General features: G+C 64.1%; 16 protein-coding genes. 11 read left to right on the forward strand and 5 right to left on the reverse strand.

What is annotated here, in order from left to right:
* The first annotated feature begins 66 nt into the window (after nucleotides 1–66).
* The 3 genes from lpdA (at nucleotide 67) to ACQR1W_RS00740 (ending at nucleotide 3,892) form a co-directional block, all read left to right on the forward strand.
* A complete protein-coding gene (gene lpdA / locus ACQR1W_RS00730) occupies nucleotides 67–1,488 on the forward strand; it encodes a dihydrolipoyl dehydrogenase (RefSeq protein WP_434849038.1) in 1,422 nt (473 codons plus the stop codon).
* Between the two features lie 125 nt (nucleotides 1,489–1,613).
* Nucleotides 1,614–2,855 (forward strand): threonine synthase, encoded by a 1,242-nt coding sequence (locus ACQR1W_RS00735; protein ID WP_434849039.1) that lies wholly within the window; start codon nucleotides 1,614–1,616, stop codon nucleotides 2,853–2,855.
* A 65-nt stretch (nucleotides 2,856–2,920) separates the two neighbouring features.
* Nucleotides 2,921–3,892, forward strand: a complete 972-nt coding sequence (locus ACQR1W_RS00740) for a tripartite tricarboxylate transporter substrate binding protein BugD (protein ID WP_434849040.1) — start codon at nucleotides 2,921–2,923, stop codon at nucleotides 3,890–3,892.
* 18 nt (nucleotides 3,893–3,910) lie between these two features.
* Here ACQR1W_RS00740 and ACQR1W_RS00745 read toward each other — a convergent pair whose 3' ends face one another.
* Complete coding sequence (locus ACQR1W_RS00745; RefSeq protein WP_008974196.1) at nucleotides 3,911–4,123, reverse strand: tautomerase family protein; 213 nt, start codon at nucleotides 4,121–4,123, stop codon at nucleotides 3,911–3,913.
* 111 nt (nucleotides 4,124–4,234) lie between these two features.
* Between ACQR1W_RS00745 and ACQR1W_RS00750 the strand changes: the two genes are divergently transcribed.
* The 4 genes from ACQR1W_RS00750 (at nucleotide 4,235) to ACQR1W_RS00765 (ending at nucleotide 8,489) form a co-directional block, all read left to right on the forward strand.
* The gene (locus ACQR1W_RS00750) at nucleotides 4,235–5,140 is read left to right on the forward strand and encodes a LysR family transcriptional regulator (protein WP_434849041.1); all 906 of its coding nucleotides are present in this window, start codon (nucleotides 4,235–4,237) and stop codon (nucleotides 5,138–5,140) included.
* Between the two features lie 273 nt (nucleotides 5,141–5,413).
* Entirely contained in the window at nucleotides 5,414–7,138 is a 1,725-nt protein-coding gene (gene ilvD / locus ACQR1W_RS00755) for a dihydroxy-acid dehydratase (RefSeq protein ID WP_434849042.1), read from the forward strand.
* Entirely contained in the window at nucleotides 7,125–7,967 is an 843-nt protein-coding gene (locus tag ACQR1W_RS00760; RefSeq protein WP_035983961.1) for a tetratricopeptide repeat protein, read from the forward strand. Before ilvD ends, ACQR1W_RS00760 begins: the two co-directional genes overlap by 14 nt.
* A gap of 42 nt (nucleotides 7,968–8,009) precedes the next feature.
* Nucleotides 8,010–8,489 carry a GNAT family N-acetyltransferase gene (locus tag ACQR1W_RS00765; RefSeq protein ID WP_434849043.1) on the forward strand — a complete coding sequence of 160 codons (480 nt, stop codon included), beginning with the start codon at nucleotides 8,010–8,012 and terminating at the stop codon, nucleotides 8,487–8,489.
* On the opposite strand, the gene bla is transcribed toward ACQR1W_RS00765, so the two are convergent.
* Both bla and xth read right to left on the reverse strand, forming a co-directional pair.
* Entirely contained in the window at nucleotides 8,486–9,355 is an 870-nt protein-coding gene (gene bla / locus ACQR1W_RS00770) for a class A beta-lactamase (protein WP_434849044.1), read from the reverse strand. The two genes, ACQR1W_RS00765 and bla, sit on opposite strands and share 4 nt — an antisense overlap.
* A 34-nt stretch (nucleotides 9,356–9,389) precedes the next feature.
* On the reverse strand, nucleotides 9,390–10,181 hold the full coding sequence (xth, locus tag ACQR1W_RS00775; protein ID WP_434849045.1) for an exodeoxyribonuclease III: 792 nt from the start codon (nucleotides 10,179–10,181) through the stop codon (nucleotides 9,390–9,392).
* A gap of 142 nt (nucleotides 10,182–10,323) precedes the next feature.
* Here xth and ACQR1W_RS00780 point away from each other — a divergent pair, with 142 nt between their 5' ends.
* Nucleotides 10,324–10,740 carry a hypothetical protein gene (locus ACQR1W_RS00780; protein WP_434849046.1) on the forward strand — a complete coding sequence of 139 codons (417 nt, stop codon included), beginning with the start codon at nucleotides 10,324–10,326 and terminating at the stop codon, nucleotides 10,738–10,740.
* 53 nt (nucleotides 10,741–10,793) lie between these two features.
* On the opposite strand, the gene ACQR1W_RS00785 is transcribed toward ACQR1W_RS00780, so the two are convergent.
* Nucleotides 10,794–11,588, reverse strand: a complete 795-nt coding sequence (locus ACQR1W_RS00785; protein ID WP_434849047.1) for a transporter substrate-binding domain-containing protein — start codon at nucleotides 11,586–11,588, stop codon at nucleotides 10,794–10,796.
* A 352-nt stretch (nucleotides 11,589–11,940) separates the two neighbouring features.
* Here ACQR1W_RS00785 and ACQR1W_RS00790 point away from each other — a divergent pair, with 352 nt between their 5' ends.
* The 3 genes from ACQR1W_RS00790 to ACQR1W_RS00800 all read left to right on the forward strand — a co-directional run bounded on the left by ACQR1W_RS00790 (nucleotide 11,941) and on the right by ACQR1W_RS00800 (nucleotide 16,969).
* Nucleotides 11,941–12,795, forward strand: coding sequence for an alpha/beta hydrolase family protein (locus tag ACQR1W_RS00790; protein WP_434849048.1), 855 nt, complete (start codon nucleotides 11,941–11,943; stop codon nucleotides 12,793–12,795).
* A 302-nt stretch (nucleotides 12,796–13,097) separates the two neighbouring features.
* The gene (locus ACQR1W_RS00795; RefSeq protein ID WP_434849049.1) at nucleotides 13,098–13,616 is read left to right on the forward strand and encodes a protein phosphatase CheZ; all 519 of its coding nucleotides are present in this window, start codon (nucleotides 13,098–13,100) and stop codon (nucleotides 13,614–13,616) included.
* A 1,016-nt stretch (nucleotides 13,617–14,632) separates the two neighbouring features.
* On the forward strand, nucleotides 14,633–16,969 hold the full coding sequence (locus ACQR1W_RS00800) for an ATP-binding protein (protein WP_434849694.1): 2,337 nt from the start codon (nucleotides 14,633–14,635) through the stop codon (nucleotides 16,967–16,969).
* Between the two features lie 14 nt (nucleotides 16,970–16,983).
* Here the strand turns inward: ACQR1W_RS00800 and erpA are convergent, their stop codons facing one another.
* Nucleotides 16,984–17,310, reverse strand: coding sequence for an iron-sulfur cluster insertion protein ErpA (gene erpA / locus ACQR1W_RS00805; RefSeq protein ID WP_008968546.1), 327 nt, complete (start codon nucleotides 17,308–17,310; stop codon nucleotides 16,984–16,986).
* Between the last annotated feature and the right edge of the window lie 49 nt (nucleotides 17,311–17,359).

The following is a 17,359-nucleotide window of genomic DNA, read 5'->3' on the forward strand; positions in this document are numbered from 1 at the left end:
TGTTAGATGGCGGTGGGCACGCCTCGCTTTGCCCACCCTACGAATTCGAGTTGAATGGGAACCGTTATGGCCGACACATCCTTCGACGTCATCATCATCGGCTCGGGGCCGGGCGGCTATGTGGCCGCGATCCGCGCCGCTCAGCTCGGCCTCAAGACCGCGATCGTCGAAAAATCCTATCTCGGCGGCATCTGCCTGAACTGGGGCTGCATCCCGACCAAGGCGCTTTTGCGTTCGGCCGAGATCTACCACTACATGCAGCACGCCAAGGATTACGGCCTGTCCGCCGACAACATCAAATATGATCCGAAAGCAGTCGTTCAGCGTTCGCGCGGCGTCTCGAAGCGGCTGAACGATGGCGTCGGCTTCCTGATGAAGAAGAACAAGGTCTCCGTCATCTGGGGCCAGGCCACGATCGACGCGCCCGGCAAGATCAGCGTCAAGAAGTCCGAGGCCGAGGCGCCGAAGGGCGCGCTGGGCGAAGGCAGCTATCAGGCCAAGCACATCATCATCGCCACCGGCGCGCGGCCGCGCGTGCTGCCGGGGCTCGAGCCGGACAAGAAGCTGATCTGGACCTATTTCGAGGCGATGGTGCCGGAGAAGATGCCGAAGTCGCTGCTCGTGATCGGCTCGGGCGCGATCGGCATCGAGTTCGCCTCCTTCTTCCACACCATGGGCTCCGACGTCACCGTGGTCGAGGTGCTGCCCCAGATCCTCCCCGTCGAGGATGCGGAGATCGCAGGCCTTGCCCGCAAGCGCTTTGAGAAGCAGGGCATCAAGATCATCACCGGCGCCGGCGTGAAGAAGCTGGAGAAGAAGGCCGACAGCGTGGTCGCGACCATCGAGGAAGCCCCGGGCAAGCAGCAGACGGTGGAGTTCGAGCGCGTGATCTCCGCGGTCGGCGTGGTCGGCAATATCGAGAATCTCGGGCTCGAGAAGCTGGGCGTGAAGACCGATCGTGGCTGCATCGTGATCGACGGCCTCGGCAAGACCAATGTGCCCGGCATCTACGCGATCGGCGACGTCGCCGGTCCCCCGATGCTCGCGCATAAGGCCGAGCATGAGGGCGTGATCTGCGTCGAGGCCATCAAGGGCCTGCATCCGCACCCCATGGACAAGCTCATGATCCCGGGCTGCACCTATTGCAACCCGCAGGTCGCCTCCGTCGGCCTGACCGAGGCGAAGGCGAAAGAGCAGGGGCGCGAGATCAGGGTTGGCCGCTTCCCCTTCGTCGGCAACGGCAAGGCGATCGCGCTCGGCGAGGACCAGGGCCTGGTCAAAGTGATCTTCGACAAGAAGACCGGCCAGCTTCTGGGTGCCCATATGATCGGCGCCGAGGTCACCGAACTGATCCAGGGTTATGTCGTCGCGATGAACCTGGAGACCACCGAAGAAGAGCTGATGCACACGGTGTTCCCGCATCCGACGTTGTCGGAGATGATGAAGGAAGCCGTGCTCGACGCCTACGGGCGCGTGCTGAATATCTAGTCTGGGTCCCAGCCGTCATGCGCGGGCTTGACCCGCGTATCCGTCACGCTTCCGGGAAATCTTGCCAAGAGGATGGATTGCCGGGTCGAGCCCGGCAATGACGGGTGCAAAAGGAAAGTTCCGCCGTGAAAGCCAGCGACAATCTCACCATCGAGCGCCCGACCTTCGTCACCCATCTCGAATGCGCGATGGAAGGCGATCACTATCCTGCCGATCAGGTGCACAATCTCTCCAAGGCCGGCAAGCCGCTTCTGGTTCGCTACGATCTGGCCGGGGTCAAGCAGGCGCTTACCAAGGATGCGCTCAGCCAACGCCCCGCCGACATGTGGCGCTATCGCGAGCTGCTCCCGGTGCGCAAATGCCAGGATATCGTCAGCCTCGGCGAGGTCATGACGCCGCTGATCAGTTTGCCGAAGCTCGCCAACAAGCTCGGTGGCGGCGAGATCATCGTGAAGGACGAAGGCCGGCTGCCGACCGGCTCGTTCAAGGCGCGCGGGCTGGTGATGGCAGTGTCGATGGGCAAGGCGCTCGGCATCAAGCACATGGCGATGCCGACCAACGGCAATGCGGGTGCTGCGCTCGCGGCCTACGCGACCAGTTGCGGCATCAAGACCACGATCTTCTGCCCGGCCGACACCCCGGAGGTGAATGTCAGCGAGATCGAGCTGCAGGGCGCCACCGTCTATCGCGTCAACGGCTTGATCGACGATTGCGGCAAGATCGTCGGCGAGGGCAAGGCCAAGGTCGGCTGGTTCGACACCTCGACCTTGAAGGAGCCGTATCGGATCGAGGGCAAGAAGACGATGGGACTGGAACTCGCCGAGCAGCTCGGCTGGGACGTGCCCGACGTGATCTTCTATCCGACCGGCGGCGGCACCGGCCTGATCGGCATGTGGAAGGCATTCGACGAGCTGGAGAAAATCGGGTTCATCGGATCAAAACGTCCGCGCATGGTCGCAGTGCAGGCCGCGGGCTGCGCGCCGATGGTGCGCGCTTATGAAGCGGGCGTCGAGCACGCGCCGCGCTGGGAGGATGCACACACCATCGCGTCCGGCATCCGCGTGCCGCAGGCGATCGGAGATTTTCTGATCCTGCGTGCGGTCCGCGAGAGCAAAGGTTTCGCGATCGCGGTTGATGATGAGAAAATTTCTTCTGCGCTGAGCGAAGTCGCGCGCGAAGAGGGGCTGCTTCTGTGCCCCGAAGGCGCTGCAACCTATGCCGCGTACAAGCAGAGCCTTGCCGACGGACGCGTGACGAAAAATGATCGCGTGATGCTGTTCAATTGCGCGACAGGCCTTAAATATCCGCTGCCGCCGGTCAGCCGAACGCTCGATCGTCACCAGCCGATCGACTACACGCAGTTCTGACAACGGTCTGTCCCGCGGCCTGGGGTGTGATCCGGAAGAGATCATGTGGCGATGTGGAGGGCGCGATGCGGCGGGTTGTGTTGGCGTTTCTGTGCGTGCTGCTGTTCGGTGCGAGCCTGGCCCGCGCCGACGACTACCCCTCGCACCCGATCACGGTCATCGTGCCGTTCGCGGCCGGTGGTCCGTCGGACGCGATGATGCGGATTCTGGGCGAGCACATGAAGCAGACGCTCGGGCAGGCCATCTTGATCGAGAACGTGACCGGAGCCGGCGGCTCGATCGGCGTCGGGCGGGCAGTGCGCTCAGCACCGGACGGCTACACGGTCAGCTTCGGCCATCTCGGCACCCATGTCGCCAATGGCGCGGTCTACAAGCTCGGCTATGACCTGGTCGCCGATCTCGAACCGGTGGTGCTGCTGCCGAGCAATCCGATGGTCATCGTCAGCAAGACCGGAGTGCCGGTGAAGTCGCTGAGCGAATTCCTGGCCTGGCTCAAATCGCGTCCGGAGCCGGCGTCGGCTGGCACCGCCGGCAACGGCTCCGGCAGCCATATCGCCGGGCTCTATTTCGAACAGGCCACCGGCATCAAGCTGCAATTCGTGCCCTATCGCGGCACGGGGCCGGCCATGAATGATCTCGTCGCCGGCCAGATCGACCTGATCGTCGACCAGACCTCGAACTCGATCAACCAGGTCCGCGCCGGCACCATCCGCGCCTATGCCGTCACCGACGACAAGCGGGTCGAGAGTGCGCCAGAGATTCCGACCACCGATGAGGCGGGGCTGCCGGGCTTCCACATGACCCTGTGGTCGGGCCTATGGGTGCCGAAGCGGACCCCGCATGAGGTCGTCACCAAGCTCAACGCGGCCGCCGTCGCCGCACTGAATGATCCACAGGTGCAGAACCAGCTCAAGAACCTGGGGCTGCAGATGCCGCCCCAGGATCAGCTCACGCCGGAGGCGCTGGGCGTGCAGCAGCGCGCCGAGATCGCCAAATGGTGGCCGATGATCAAGGCCGCCGCGGTGTCTGCCGAATAGTCAGGAGTCCGCGCCGCCTTAGTCCCGCGCGCGATAGGCTTCCGGGATCACGAACACCTCGTCGGCGCGGCCGTAGCCGCCGTCCGGCACCTCCTCGATCAGCACCATCGCATGGGGCCGCGCGGCCTCGGTGAAGTAATCGACGAACATGGCGGTCACGCGGTGCACGATCTCTTCCTTCTGGGCCTTGGAGAGCGCGGCCTGTGGGACCTTGATGTTGGCAAATGGCATGTCCTGCTCCGTGTGAGTTACTTTCAGCGCGGGATCGATAACTCGTCCGATCGGGCCAGATAATCCGGCTCGACTTGACATGACTTGTCGGATCAGGCGAACAATCCCCTCATGGATCGGTTCGATGCGATGCGCCTGTTCGTCCGCCTGGTGGAGCGCAGAAGCTTTACGGCGGCGGCGGCCGATCTGGGCGTGCCCCGATCGACGGCGAGCGAGGCGTTGCAGCAGCTCGAGGCTCGTCTCGGTGCGCGGCTGCTCGAGCGCACCACGCGGCATGTCACGCCGACCCTGGACGGCGAGGAGTACTACCGCCGCTGCGTGGCCATCCTGGCCGAACTGGAGGAGGCAGAAGTCGCGCTGCGCGACGCCCAGCCGCGCGGGCTGTTGCGGATCGATGCGCATTCGCAGCTCACGCGCACCTTCCTGCTGCCGCATCTCCCGGACTTCCTGGCCCGTTACCCCCTGCTCGACTTAAGGATCGGCCAGGGCGATCGCCTGGTCGATCTGCTGCGCGAGGGCATCGATTGCGTCATCCGCGCCGGCGAGCCCGATGACAGCGGCATGATCCTGCGACGGCTTGGGATGATCGAGGAGATCACCGTCGCGAGCCCGGCCTATCTGGCCAGGCATGGCGTCCCGGCGACGCCGGACGAGCTCGATGGCCACCTGATGGTCGGCTTTGTCTCGTCCCGGACAGGCGATGTGCTGCCGCTCGAGTTTTGTGCCGAGGGGACTGTCCGGCGGGTGACGCTGCCCAGCCGGGTGACCGTCAACAATTCCGACACGATGGCCGACCTCGCACGGCTGGGTCTCGGCCTGGTGCAGGCGCCGCGCTATCGTTTTGCGCAGGATCTCGCGGCGGGTGCGCTGGTCGAGATTCTCGCCGACCACCCGCCGTCGCCCACGCCGCTCTCAGCCCTCTATCCGCAGAATCGGCAGATGACGCTGCGCCTGCGTGTGTTTCTGGACTGGGTATCCGCAATCGTGGCTCAGACGCCACTTGGCCGCCGGTCCTGAGGCTGTGCACGGCCGGGTTCCAGGGCTGTGTACGGTATTACGTTGCCTGGAAGGGTTGCATGCCAGCCACGAATGTTGCGAGGTCGCAACAGATTGCCAACATCGAGTAACAATCTCGGGCGGTTCACGACTGCGCCGCTTTTTGGCCACACCCCTTCGTGAAATATTGCTTCCAGTAAGTGAAGCCGGCGCGTGAGGGAGTAGGGAAATCCATTTCGAAGAAACGGGTTTTCTTGTCTCGCATTGGTGTCGGCGGAAACCCAGATTTTCGCGATGGACGCCAAAACCGACATCAAGCGCAGGCTGCCTAGCCGTCACGTGACGGAAGGGCCCGAGCGCGCGCCTCATCGCTCCTACCTCTACGCGATGGGCCTGACGACGGCGCAGATCCATCAACCCTTCGTTGGCGTCGCCTCCTGCTGGAATGAGGCGGCCCCCTGCAACATCGCCCTGATGCGGCAGGCGCAGGCGGTGAAGAAGGGCGTCGCCCACGCCGGCGGCACGCCGCGCGAATTCTGCACCATCACTGTCACCGACGGTATCGCGATGGGCCATGACGGCATGCGCTCCTCGCTGCCCTCGCGGGAGTGCATCGCCGATTCCGTTGAGCTGACCATCCGTGGCCATGCCTATGACGCGCTGGTCGGCCTGGCTGGCTGCGACAAGTCGCTGCCGGGCATGATGATGGCGATGGTCCGGCTCAACGTACCCTCGATCTTCATCTATGGCGGCTCGATCCTGCCCGGCAATTTCCGCGGCCAGCAGGTCACGGTCCAGGACATGTTCGAGGCGGTCGGCAAGCACTCGGTGGGTGCAATGTCGGACGCCGATCTGGATGAGCTCGAGCGGGTTGCCTGTCCGTCGGCCGGCGCCTGCGGCGCCCAGTTCACCGCCAACACGATGGCGACCGTCTCCGAGGCGATCGGCCTCGCGCTGCCTTACTCCGCCGGTGCCCCCGCGCCCTATGAGATCCGCGATTCCTTCTGCATGACGGCCGGCGAGAAAGTAGTTGAGCTGATCGCCGCCAACATCAGGCCGCGCGATATCGTCACGCGCAAATCCCTGGAGAACGCGGCGGCCGTGGTGGCGGCCTCCGGCGGCTCAACTAATGCTGCGTTGCATCTGCCGGCGATCGCCCATGAAGTTGGTATCAAATTCGATCTATTTGATGTGGCCGAAGTCTTCAAAAAGACACCATATATCGCGGATTTGAAGCCGGGCGGCCGCTATGTCGCCAAAGACCTATTCGAAGTTGGTGGCATTCCGCTGTTGATGAAGACGTTGCTCGATCATGGCTATTTGCATGGGGACTGCCTCACAGTCACCGGCCGGACGATCGCCGAAAACCTCAAAGGCGTGAAATGGAATGCGCATCAGGATGTGGTGAGGCCGGCTGATCAGCCGATCACTGCGACCGGAGGTGTAGTCGGTCTGAAAGGCAATCTCGCGCCGGAGGGCGCGATCGTGAAAGTCGCGGGCATGTCTAAATTGAAATTCACTGGGCCGGCCCGCTGCTTCGACCGGGAAGAGGACGCCTTCGAGGCGGTCCAGAAGCGGACCTACAAGGAAGGCGAGGTCATCGTCATCCGCTATGAGGGGCCGCGCGGCGGTCCGGGCATGCGGGAGATGCTGCAGACCACTGCGGCGCTGACCGGGCAGGGCATGGGCGGCAAGATCGCGCTGATCACCGACGGCCGCTTCTCGGGCGCCACCCGCGGCTTCTGCATCGGCCATGTCGGGCCGGAGGCGGCGGTGGGCGGACCGATCGCGTTGATCGAGGATGGCGACCTCATCGAGATCGACGCGGTCGCCGGTAGCCTTAACGTAAAATTGACCGACGCGGAACTTGCAGAACGCAAGACCAAGTGGGTGCCCCGCGCGACGAATCACACGTCGGGTGCGCTTTGGAAATATGCCCAGCAGGTTGGGCCGGCAGTTGCGGGGGCCGTGACTCACCCAGGTGGTGCGCAAGAGACATATTGCTATGCGGACATCTGACCGGATCATTTTCGCATTGATGCTGGGCGTCGCCCCGCTGGCGCTGGCGCAGCCGTCGTTTGCCTTCGACGGCGCGCCGGTCAATCAGGAGCCGACGATCCCGGTCGCGACCGCGCCGTCGGGCGCGGGTGCGGCGTCGTTGCGGAAGGCGGTGCCGCCGACCGGCACCACCGCGACCACCCCGCCGACCTCGCTCTCGGCGCTCCAATACGCCGCCGACGAAGGGCATCCTGTGGCGCAGTGGAAGCTCGGGCGCATGTACGCGGCCGGCGACGGCGTGGCGCAGGACGACGTGCGTGCATTCGACTATTTCAGCCGGATCGCCAACGCCCATGCCGAGGACTCACCGTCGGCGCCGCAGGCGCAGATCGTGGCGAACGCCTTCGTCGCGCTCGGCCGCTATTACCTGAGCGGCATCCCGAACTCGAAGGTCAAGCCGGATCCGGACCGGGCCCGGGAGATGTTCTCCTATGCCGCCTCCTATTTCGGCAATGCCGACGCGCAATATGATCTGGCGCGGCTGTATCTGAAGACGTCCGATGCCTCGCGCGACGATTTCCGCTATGGCGCGCGCTGGCTCGGTTTGGCGGCCCAGAAAGGCCAGCACCAGGCCCAGGCGCTGCTCGGCCAGATGCTGTTCAACGGCGACCGGCTGCCGCGCCAGCCCGCGCGTGGACTGATGTTCCTGACGCTTGCACGGGAGAGCGCAGGCGCCGACGAGGCCTGGATCAAGGAGAGCTACAACCGCGCCTTCGCGCAGGCCTCCGACGACGACCGCGCCATGGCGCTGCAGATGCTCGAGCACTGGGTGCAGGGCAAGCGGGACTAAGCGGGGAATGCATCAGCATTCCCCTGACGGCAGGGGAAGCTGATGATCATCCGAGATGCGACACCCGACGACGCGGCCGAGGCCTGCGCGGTGCTGCGCGCCTCGATCATCCAGCTCTGTACCGCCGATCACCATGACGATCCGGATATTCTGAGCCTCTGGCTGGCCAACAAGACGCCGGAGAACGTCGCGGCCTGGGCCGACACCAAGGGGCGCTCGCTGCTGGTTGCCGTCGAGGACGGCGCCATCGTCGCGGTCGGGGGTGTCAGGGACAGCGGCGAGATCACCGTGAACTATGTCGCACCGGATGCGCGCTTCCGCGGCGTGAGCGCGGCGCTCTTGGCCGCGCTCGAAATGCGGGCGGTGGAGCGGGGCGCGCGGCAGGCAACGCTGCTCAGCACCTGGACCGCGCATCACTTCTATCTGGCGCGCGGCTATCAGGTCACGGGCCCGCCGCAGAGCAAGTTCGGCACGACCGCGTCGCACCCGATGGCCAAGGCGCTTGCCGCCGCGATGCCTTAGCTAAACTGCCGCGCCACGATACGCCCGACCTCGGCATGCACAGCGTTGCGCTTCTCATCGGACAACGCGTCGGTCTCGGTGAGATAGCTCGCCACGATCAGCGGTGCGCGGTTCTGTGGCCAGATCACTGCGACGTCGTTGGCGCTGCCGTGGTACCCGGAGCCGGTCTTGTCGCCGATGCGCCAGCCGCTCGGCAGGCCGGCGCGCAGCCTGGCCGCGCCAGTCTTGCAGTCGATCATCCAACCGATCAGCATCTCGCGCGACGTCGCCGACAGCGCGCTGCCCGTCACGAGCTCCGCCACCGTCTTCGCCATCGCAGCCGGCGTCGTGGTGTCCCTGGCATCGCCGGGCGTAGCCTCGTTGAGATCGGGCTCGATGCGGTCGAGCCGTGTGACGCTATCGCCGAGCGACTGCAGGTAACGCGTCAGGGCAGGCGGCCCGCCGAACGATGCCAGCAGCAGGTTAGCGGCCGTGTTGTCGCTCAGCGTGATCGCGGCCTCGCACAGCTCGGCGACGGTCATGCCGGAGTCGAGATGGGTCTTCGTTACCGGCGCGTAGGACAGAAGATCGGCCTGGGTGATCGGGATATGGCGTGCAAGCTGCTCCTGACCGGCATCGACCCTGGCCAGAACCGCGGCTACGGCGAGCACCTTGAAGGTGCTGCACATCGGAAAGCGCTCGTCGAGGCGGTGGCCCGTGAGCTCGCCGCTGGCCGTGTCGAGCAGCGCGACGCCGAGGCGTCCGCCGCTCTTCGCCTCGATCTCGGCGATCGCAGCGTCGATGCCGGCGAGATCGCGAGCCCCGGCCGGTGAGGCTGCGATCAGTGACGACAAGGCAAGCGGAAACAGATCACGTCTGGTCAGCATGGCAAGCGATACCCGGAAAGAATGTTGAATGTGGTCAGGCGGCTTCGAGGTCGAAATCCGCCCAGATCGGCACATGATCCGACGGCTTTTCCCAGGCGCGGACATAGCTGTCGATGCCGACCTCGACCAGCCGGTCGCTGGCCTGCGGCGACAGCAGCAGGTGATCGATGCGCAAGCCTTGGTTCTTCTGCCAGGCGCCGGCCTGATAGTCCCAGAACGTATATTGGCCGGGCGCATCGGTCACCGCGCGCAGTGCGTCTGTGAGGCCCAGACCCAGCAGTGCCTGGAAGCTCTCCCGCGTCTCCGGGCGGAACAGCGCATCCGTCACCCAGGCGTCAGGATTGTGGACATCGATCGCTGAAGGGATCACGTTGAAGTCGCCGGCGAGTACCAGTGGCTCCTCGGTCTTCAGCCGTTCGCAGGCATAGTCGCGCAGGCGCGACATCCATTTCAGCTTGTAGGGATATTTCTCGGTATTCGCCGGATTGCCGTTGGGCAGATAGAGGCAGGCGATCCGGACCACGCCGTGCTTGAGGCTGACGACGCCCTCGATGAAGCGCGCATGCGTGTCCTCGTCGTCCCCGGCTAGGCCCGACTTGGTCTCGTCGAGCGGCAGCTTGGACAGCAGCGCCACGCCGTTGAAGGTCTTCTGGCCATGGGTCACGACGTTGTAGCCGAGCGACTCGATCTCGAGCCGCGGGAACGCATCGTCCGTGCATTTGATCTCCTGCAGGCAGACGATGTCGGGCGCGCATTCCTTGAGCCAGGTCATGAGGGGCTCGATCCGTTGCCGGACCGAATTGACGTTCCAGGTGGCAATGCGCATGGGAGATCCGAAGGGCAGACGACGTTTGAGCTGTTTAGATCAAGCCTGGGGTGGTCAGGTCAAGCCACATGGTGGTGTGCACGCCTTTGCGTTATCCCCAGTTGATATCATTGTTCGGCGTGTGAGGCCGGAGACACAGGGCATGGCATTCGCGATCAAGGCCGCAATCGACACCCCCCAGGCGCAAAGCCTCACCTTGGCGGCGCAGAAGACGATGTATGGCGGCAAGCATGTGGCCGCAGGTGACGTGATCTTCGTCTTCGCGAGCGAGAACGAAGGCGGGCAGGGGCTGATTGCGCGTGGTGTGGTCAGCGCGGCCGAAGCAGTCGCCAAGAAGCCCGGTCTCGACAGGCAGACCCCGCGCGTCAGTGTGATCATCGAGATTACCGCGCGGGCGAAGCGGCCGCTCGGACGCAACGAACTGAAAAGCTTCAAGGACTGGAAGGACGGCCGTCCCGAGACCGAGCTCAATTTCAAGTTCTATCGCCAGGCCACCAACAAGATCGTCGGCATCTCGGACGAGACCGCGGTCTTTCTCGATGCGTTTTTCGATGCGTAGCGCGCCGGCAATCGTTGTGAACGGTCGCGCTGAACATGGCCATCATCGATGGCTTACGGCACAATCTTGGCCTCGGTGGATCCGCCGCTGTCGAGGGCGCGACGCACCGTCCCGTCCACCTTGGCGTCCTGGAGGAAGTGCGTTGCCCATGCACCGGCCGCAGCGTGACCTTTCGGCACGACCACGACGACGCCGGTCGACTGGATCACGCCGTCCAGGACCCTGGTGCCGGACAGCTTGCGTGCGAGACCTTCCACGGCCTCGGTGCCCATCGCGAGCGCATCGAGTTCACCCTTGCCGATCAAGTCCGCCGCTGTATCTGCCTTTGCGAACGTCGTGACGGTGGCGAGTTTCAGGGTCTTGATGACAGTGCGCGACGTCGATGTTCCCTCGATACAGCCAACCCGGATTCCGGCGCGATCAAGATCGGCGATCGAATGGATGTCGGAGCCGGCGCGCACCAGGTAATTGCTCGTGTAGGCCACATAAGCGGGTCCCTGATCCACGAACTGCGCGCGTCGGGCTTCGGCTGGCATGAACGAGATGTCCCAGGCATCCTTGGCTCCGGCCGCGGCGATGTCGTCCGAGCTGAGGTATTCGACAAGCTGCAGCGGCACGTGGAGCTTCTCCGCGGCCGCCTTGGCGAGTTCGACCGTCACCCCGCCCGGTTGGCCGGTCGCGGGATCACGCGTGGCCCAGAACGCCGAGGCCGCGGGACCGACCGCGATCGCGACCCGGAGCGTTCCGGTCGGAGCGACGTCGCGCGTGGCGTCGGCATCCGCTCCGAGCGCGCCGGTCATGGCGATCACTGAGCTCACGGCCGCAGCCAACAGACCCGGACGTAACATGGACCACCGCCAAAGCATGAAATCGGACCACTCTCCGACTGCGGCAGAATAGAGTGGCGGCTGAACCGGTCAACGTGGTGCAAATCAAATCGCGCATTTCGGTGCGCTCGCAATGACGGCGCCGTCGACCCAACATCACCTCGATGTCGGCATTCGAAGCCGATGCGTGTCCGGCATATCAATTTCATTTTCTCCGGATCTATCATCGTGCGATGCCTGCAACGCAGACGCGGATGCCCACAGCGCTGCGAGCGAAATTTGACCGCCGTCGCCAAAGCGGTGTGTTCGCAAAGAACATGTTGGCGTGCTTCGCTCGGGCCGGCAGGAGCTAATCCAGATCGGAGAGGAAGACGTGATCAGGTTTCCAGTGCTTGCAGAACTCGCGGCCACTCCGTTCTCGGGCGCCGAGGTGGTTCAGGGAATTGAACACGCCTCATCCGATGGCGACGGCGCGGGCAGGGTGCGAGTCGATGTCGACGGCCAGGCCGACGTTCTCGCCTTCTATGGTGCCGCGCCTGAAGACTCAGCTCTCGATCCTGTCATCTTTATGCGGGGCGATGTCGTCGAGAAGCGCGAAACCGGGATCGTGGCCATCGAACGCTACACGACGACATCCGCCCATGACGAGCAGGCGCTCGCCGAGCAGTTTTCCGCCACTTTCGCGCGCCCTTACGTCCACTTGGCGCGTCCAGGTATACTGGGCTCTTCAGGCCGCCATCTTGACCGGCGGCGGCCCCGCGAAGTTGCTCTGGTCGATGCCGCACTGACCCGGCTGAAGGCGCATTTCGGCTGGCGCCAAATCAATCTCGTCGGCCAATCAGGCGGTGGCCATCTCGTCGCCGCGCTGATCGCGCGCCGCGCCGACATTGGCTGCGCGGTGATCGCGTCAGGCAACACAGCGGTTGCTCTAAGGAATCGCGAGTGGGGCTGGACGACCGACATCACCGGTCACGCCGATTTCTTCGATCCGATCGATCATGTCGCCGAGGTCGCCAATCATCCTCCCCAAAAGATCATCGTGCTGACCGATCCGCGCGACAGCCGCGTATCGGCGTCGGTTCAAACCGCTTACGTCGAGGCACTTCGCCAGGTCGGCGTCGCCGTCGACCACCGGTTTCTGCCGGCCGCGGGCGTGCTTCATCATGACCTGCAACTGCCGGGAATTCTTGCCGCTTTCACCTGGCTCATGAGCGACGATCGGAGCTAACGCGAACGCATAAATCGTTTGCGAGTCCGCTTCGCTCCGATACTGACCGGCTTTGCGCGACGGCAGCAAATGTCGCGATGGGCCAGAAGCTGACCTCCTCAATCGTCGCCGATCAATTCCTGGGACAACACGACCCTGACCAAAGTACCGCTTCGAGGTTACGCTCGATCTCGATGACCGAGTCGCGACCTGGTTGCCGCCGAATCGAATGTGAGATGTCATTGCAGACAAGCAGGCCTGGGTTTGCAACTGCATCGTGAAACCCTTAGTACGGAGACGTTGAAGGAAAATCGGGGATTTCGATGATTGCGCCGGAACAAGAGAGGGTGCTGAAAACGCTCCTGGTCGAGATGTTCGGCCAACTTAGCAGCATGCGGCGGGAGCTCGCCGCCCTTCAAGGTGACAGCAAGGGCAGTTTCGCGACGATGGCAGACACCCTCGACGCGATCATCGAGAATACGGAGGCAGCCGGGAACACGATCCTCGAAAGCATGGAGGCGATCGGCGCCGGCGTCGTGAAGTTGCAAAGCGTCAACGACCCGACTGCAGCAGCAGTATGCGACGAGATCGTCGATAGCACAAACAAGGTGTTCGAGGCTTGCGCGTTTCAGGACCTCACAGGGCAGCGGATCACTCGAGTCGTCAAGTCGCTGCAGTTCATGGAGGACCACATCAACAGGCTGGTCCGCATGTGGGGAAAAGAGGAGCTGGCGCGGCTGGCCGCCGAGCTTGCCGTCGAAAGCGCCCCGGACTTGATGGAAGGCCCGCAGCGGCCGAGCGTGGCGATTTCCCAGGACGACATCGACAAGCTGTTCACGTGAACTGCCTCGAACCGGTGCCCATGGTGGCGAACGATCAGATCGAGGCGGCGCTACTTCCTCCGACGGTAACGGAAGTCCGCCTCGGGTCATTTGCGACGGTTTCAGCCGAGTTTGTCGGTCGGTTGATGTTCGCTTGTGCCCAAAACGCGGAAACAAGGACCATGCGAGGAGTCTTGCGTTCGGGGAGACCCGCGTGGTTCAACTCCCAAGCTGAGGGCGCATCACACGCTACGAACTCGCCGATGCCCAGGATGACGCGTGGCAGGGTTTGCCTGACAATGCAATTTGAGTCGTCGGGCAAATCACTTGCGCGATCGACACCCGTACTAGCCTTCCGAAGAGCATCCGGGACGTGGATATCATCCGCGCGGAAGCGCGAATTTCGGCCGCCGTTTCAACGCGGTGAGCATATTCAAGGCTGGACGCAAAAATAATTCGATTTCGATTTTTCGGAAATTATGGTTCTCTGTCGCCATCCCGCCTCATGCTGAGGGACGTACGCGTCGTCACGATACGGAGAGGCGGGACGCGGTGGCCGCGATACGTCGCAGCATTCTTTTCGGATGCGGACGAACGACGGGTTGCGGACGGTGAAGTCGTGTGGTCCTGGCGCCCCGGTGCTGGCGCTAAGTTCGCAACGAGAGTTTTCGTTCTCGTGCGGGTGACAGGGGCAAGAGAGCCGGTCCCTGGGGAGATCACGTATAAGCCGTAAACCCATCGCGCAGGGAAGGCCGGGATGTCTTGGCCGACCTGTGGTGACTGCCGCCTGCTTTTTTCTTGCAGGCGGGCCACGGGAGAGGCGAGCTCCCGGCCTTCCCTGCGCCCTCGCGTTATCGAGGGCCATTCCGGATGCAGAACCCGGGCGTGCCTGCGCCGCGGAGATGCGGTCGCTTGCCTGCAGCCGACTTGAGAATGCTGGGGCGAACCGCGATCCCGTAATTCTACGGGTCAAAAATTAACGCGGCTGAAGCCGCAGCTGGCGCATGTCAGGAACTCACAACGAAGGTCTGCCCCTGATGCTATGGCCCGGTGATCCCACAGCCGCGCAACCGACCGGATGGTACGGACCGGCGGGCACATTCGTGCTCTGGATCAGCGGCTTCGGCACCATGGCGCAGCTCGAAGGCGAAGCGCTCAGCGAGCGTGACAGGCGCCGCATCCGTGCCAAGCAGATCGATGCGGTGGCGCGACTGGTCCCGGTCACCGTCGCGATCAATTTCGCCAATGCGGCGATCATCCTCGGCGTGTTCTGGAACACCGGTTCGAACCGCTTTCTCGCGGTCTGGGCTGCGGCGATCGCGCTGGCCGGCGGGATGGCGCTGCGCGGCTGGTTACGGGCGCGCAAATCGAGGCCGAAGGAGGCTTCCGAGCGCGCGGTCTGGCGCATGACCCTGCAGGCGTTCTTTCTGGCGGCCACCTGGGGGGCGCTGCCGCTGACACTGATGCCCAAGGTCGAGGCCCAGAGCCAGATCATCATCGCGGCGCTGATGACCGGCATGATCTCCGGTGGCGCGTTCGCGATGTCGACGGTGCCCCGCGCCGGCCTCACCTACACCTGGACGATGATGCTGGCGTCCTGCGCGTCGCTGTTCCTCTGCGGCGGTCCGACCTATCTGGTGCTGGTCGGCTTCCTGCTGCTCTACACCTCGTTCATGGTTCGCCACCTGGTCTCGCATGGCAATTTGTTCCTCGACAACGTCAAGGCCCAGCTCCGGCACGAGCGGCAGAACGAAACCATTTCGCTGCTGCTGAAGGAATTTCAGGAGAACGCATCGAGCTGGCTGTGGCAGACCGATGCCGAGGGGTGTCTTGCCGATGCGCCGCAGCGCTTCGCCGACGTGGCCAAGATTCCATTGCAATCGCTCCGGGGCATGCGCCTCGTCGACACCTTGCGCCTGCTTTGTCCTGATGAGGCCAAGGCGCTCGCCGCGCTGACTGAGCGGATGGACAACAAGGCGCCGATCCCCGAGCTGTTTCTCCATGTCGTGGCCGGCGGGGAGCGGCGGCGCTGGGCGCTCACCGCGAAACCGGCTTTCGATTATGACGGCCATTTCGCCGGCTATCGCGGTTTCGGTCGCGATGTCACCGAGCGCTGGCGGGCAGAGCAGGCGGAAGCCGAGAGCCGCGCCAAGTCCGACTTCCTGGCGATGATGAGCCATGAGATCCGCACGCCGATGAACGGGGTTCTTGGCCTCGCCACGACGCTTCTGGAAACCAAGCTCGATCCCGAGCAGCGGCAGGCGGTGGTGACCATCCGCGAGTCCGGCGACAATCTGCAGCGGATCCTGAACGACATTCTCGACCTCTCCAAGCTCAACGCCGGCCGTCTCGAATTCGAGTCGGTCGATTTCTCGCCGACCGCTCTGGTCGAGGCCGTGACCGCGATCATGGCCGTCAACGCCAAGGCCAAGGGCCTGCTGGTCAAGGCGGAGATCGCGGCCGACCTTCCGCCTGCGCTCAAGGGCGACGTCGCCCGCATCCGCCAAGTGCTAATCAACCTCGCCTCGAACGCGGTGAAGTTCACCGAGCGCGGCGGCATCACCATCGCGGCAAGCTGCCGGATGCGCCAGGGAGATCGTGCGATGGTGGAATGGCGCGTCTCCGACACCGGCATCGGGATTGCGCCGGATCAGGTCAACCGCCTCTTCACCGATTTCACGCAGGCAGATGTTTCGATCAACCGCCGTTTCGGTGGCACTGGATTGGGGCTCGCCATCAGCCGCCGCATCATCGAGCAGATGGGCGGTGCGATCGACGTGACCTCCGTGCCAGGGGAGGGATCGACCTTCCGCTTCACGCTGGCGCTGCCATGGAGCGACAAGCAGATCTCGGATCAGCGCGGCGATCGGGTCGGCGCGGGCGATCTCAAGGTGCGAATCGCGACGCTGGGACGGCCGTTGCGGGTGTTGATTGCCGAAGACGATGCCACCAACCGCATGGTGGTTTCAAAGATGCTGCAGGAGTTTGCGATCGACAAGATGATCGTTCCCGACGGCGCGCAGGCCGTGAAAGCGGCCTGTGCGGAGGCGTTCGACCTGGTGCTGATGGATGTGCGGATGCCGGAAATGGATGGCCTCGCGGCCACGCGCGCGATCCGTGCCCGCGGCGGCAGGCTCGCGGAGTTGCCGATCATCGCGCTCACGGCCAATGCCTTTCCGGACGATATCCAGCAATGCCGCGAAGCCGGGATGTCCGATTTCCTCGCCAAGCCGCTGCGCAAGCCGGCCATCGTCGCGGCGATCCTGAAGGCAATCGGGACCTCGCCAAGCGCCTCCGTACCAAACCCCTCAGTACCGAGCCTCGCTGCGCCGTCACTGGCGCCACAACACCCGGGACAGGAGGTCAGTGCCTGACCAGTTCGGTGGTCCTAGACCGAGAAGCTGGTGCCGCAGCCGCAGGAGGCGGTGGCGTTGGGATTGTTGACGCGGAAGGAGGCGCCCATCAGGTCGTCGACGAAATCGAGCTCCGAACCGGCCAGGAACGGTACCGACGCCGGATCGACCAGCACGACCGCCTGGTCGCGCTCGATCACCAGATCGTCATCAGCCTTGGCGCGGTCAATATCGAACTTGTACTGGAAGCCGGAGCAGCCGCCGCCCTCGACGGAGATCCGCAGCATGGCCCCGTTGTCCTCCTTCTTGAGGATTTCCCCGATCCGGCGGGCGGCGCGCTCGCTGATGGTGACGGCGGTCATGGCAAAGGATCTCCCGAAGCTCTCATCATGCCCAATTCATTTGGTATCG

It is taken from the genome of Bradyrhizobium sp. HKCCYLS1011 (assembly GCF_051167795.1).
Taxonomy (GTDB): domain Bacteria; phylum Pseudomonadota; class Alphaproteobacteria; order Rhizobiales; family Xanthobacteraceae; genus Bradyrhizobium.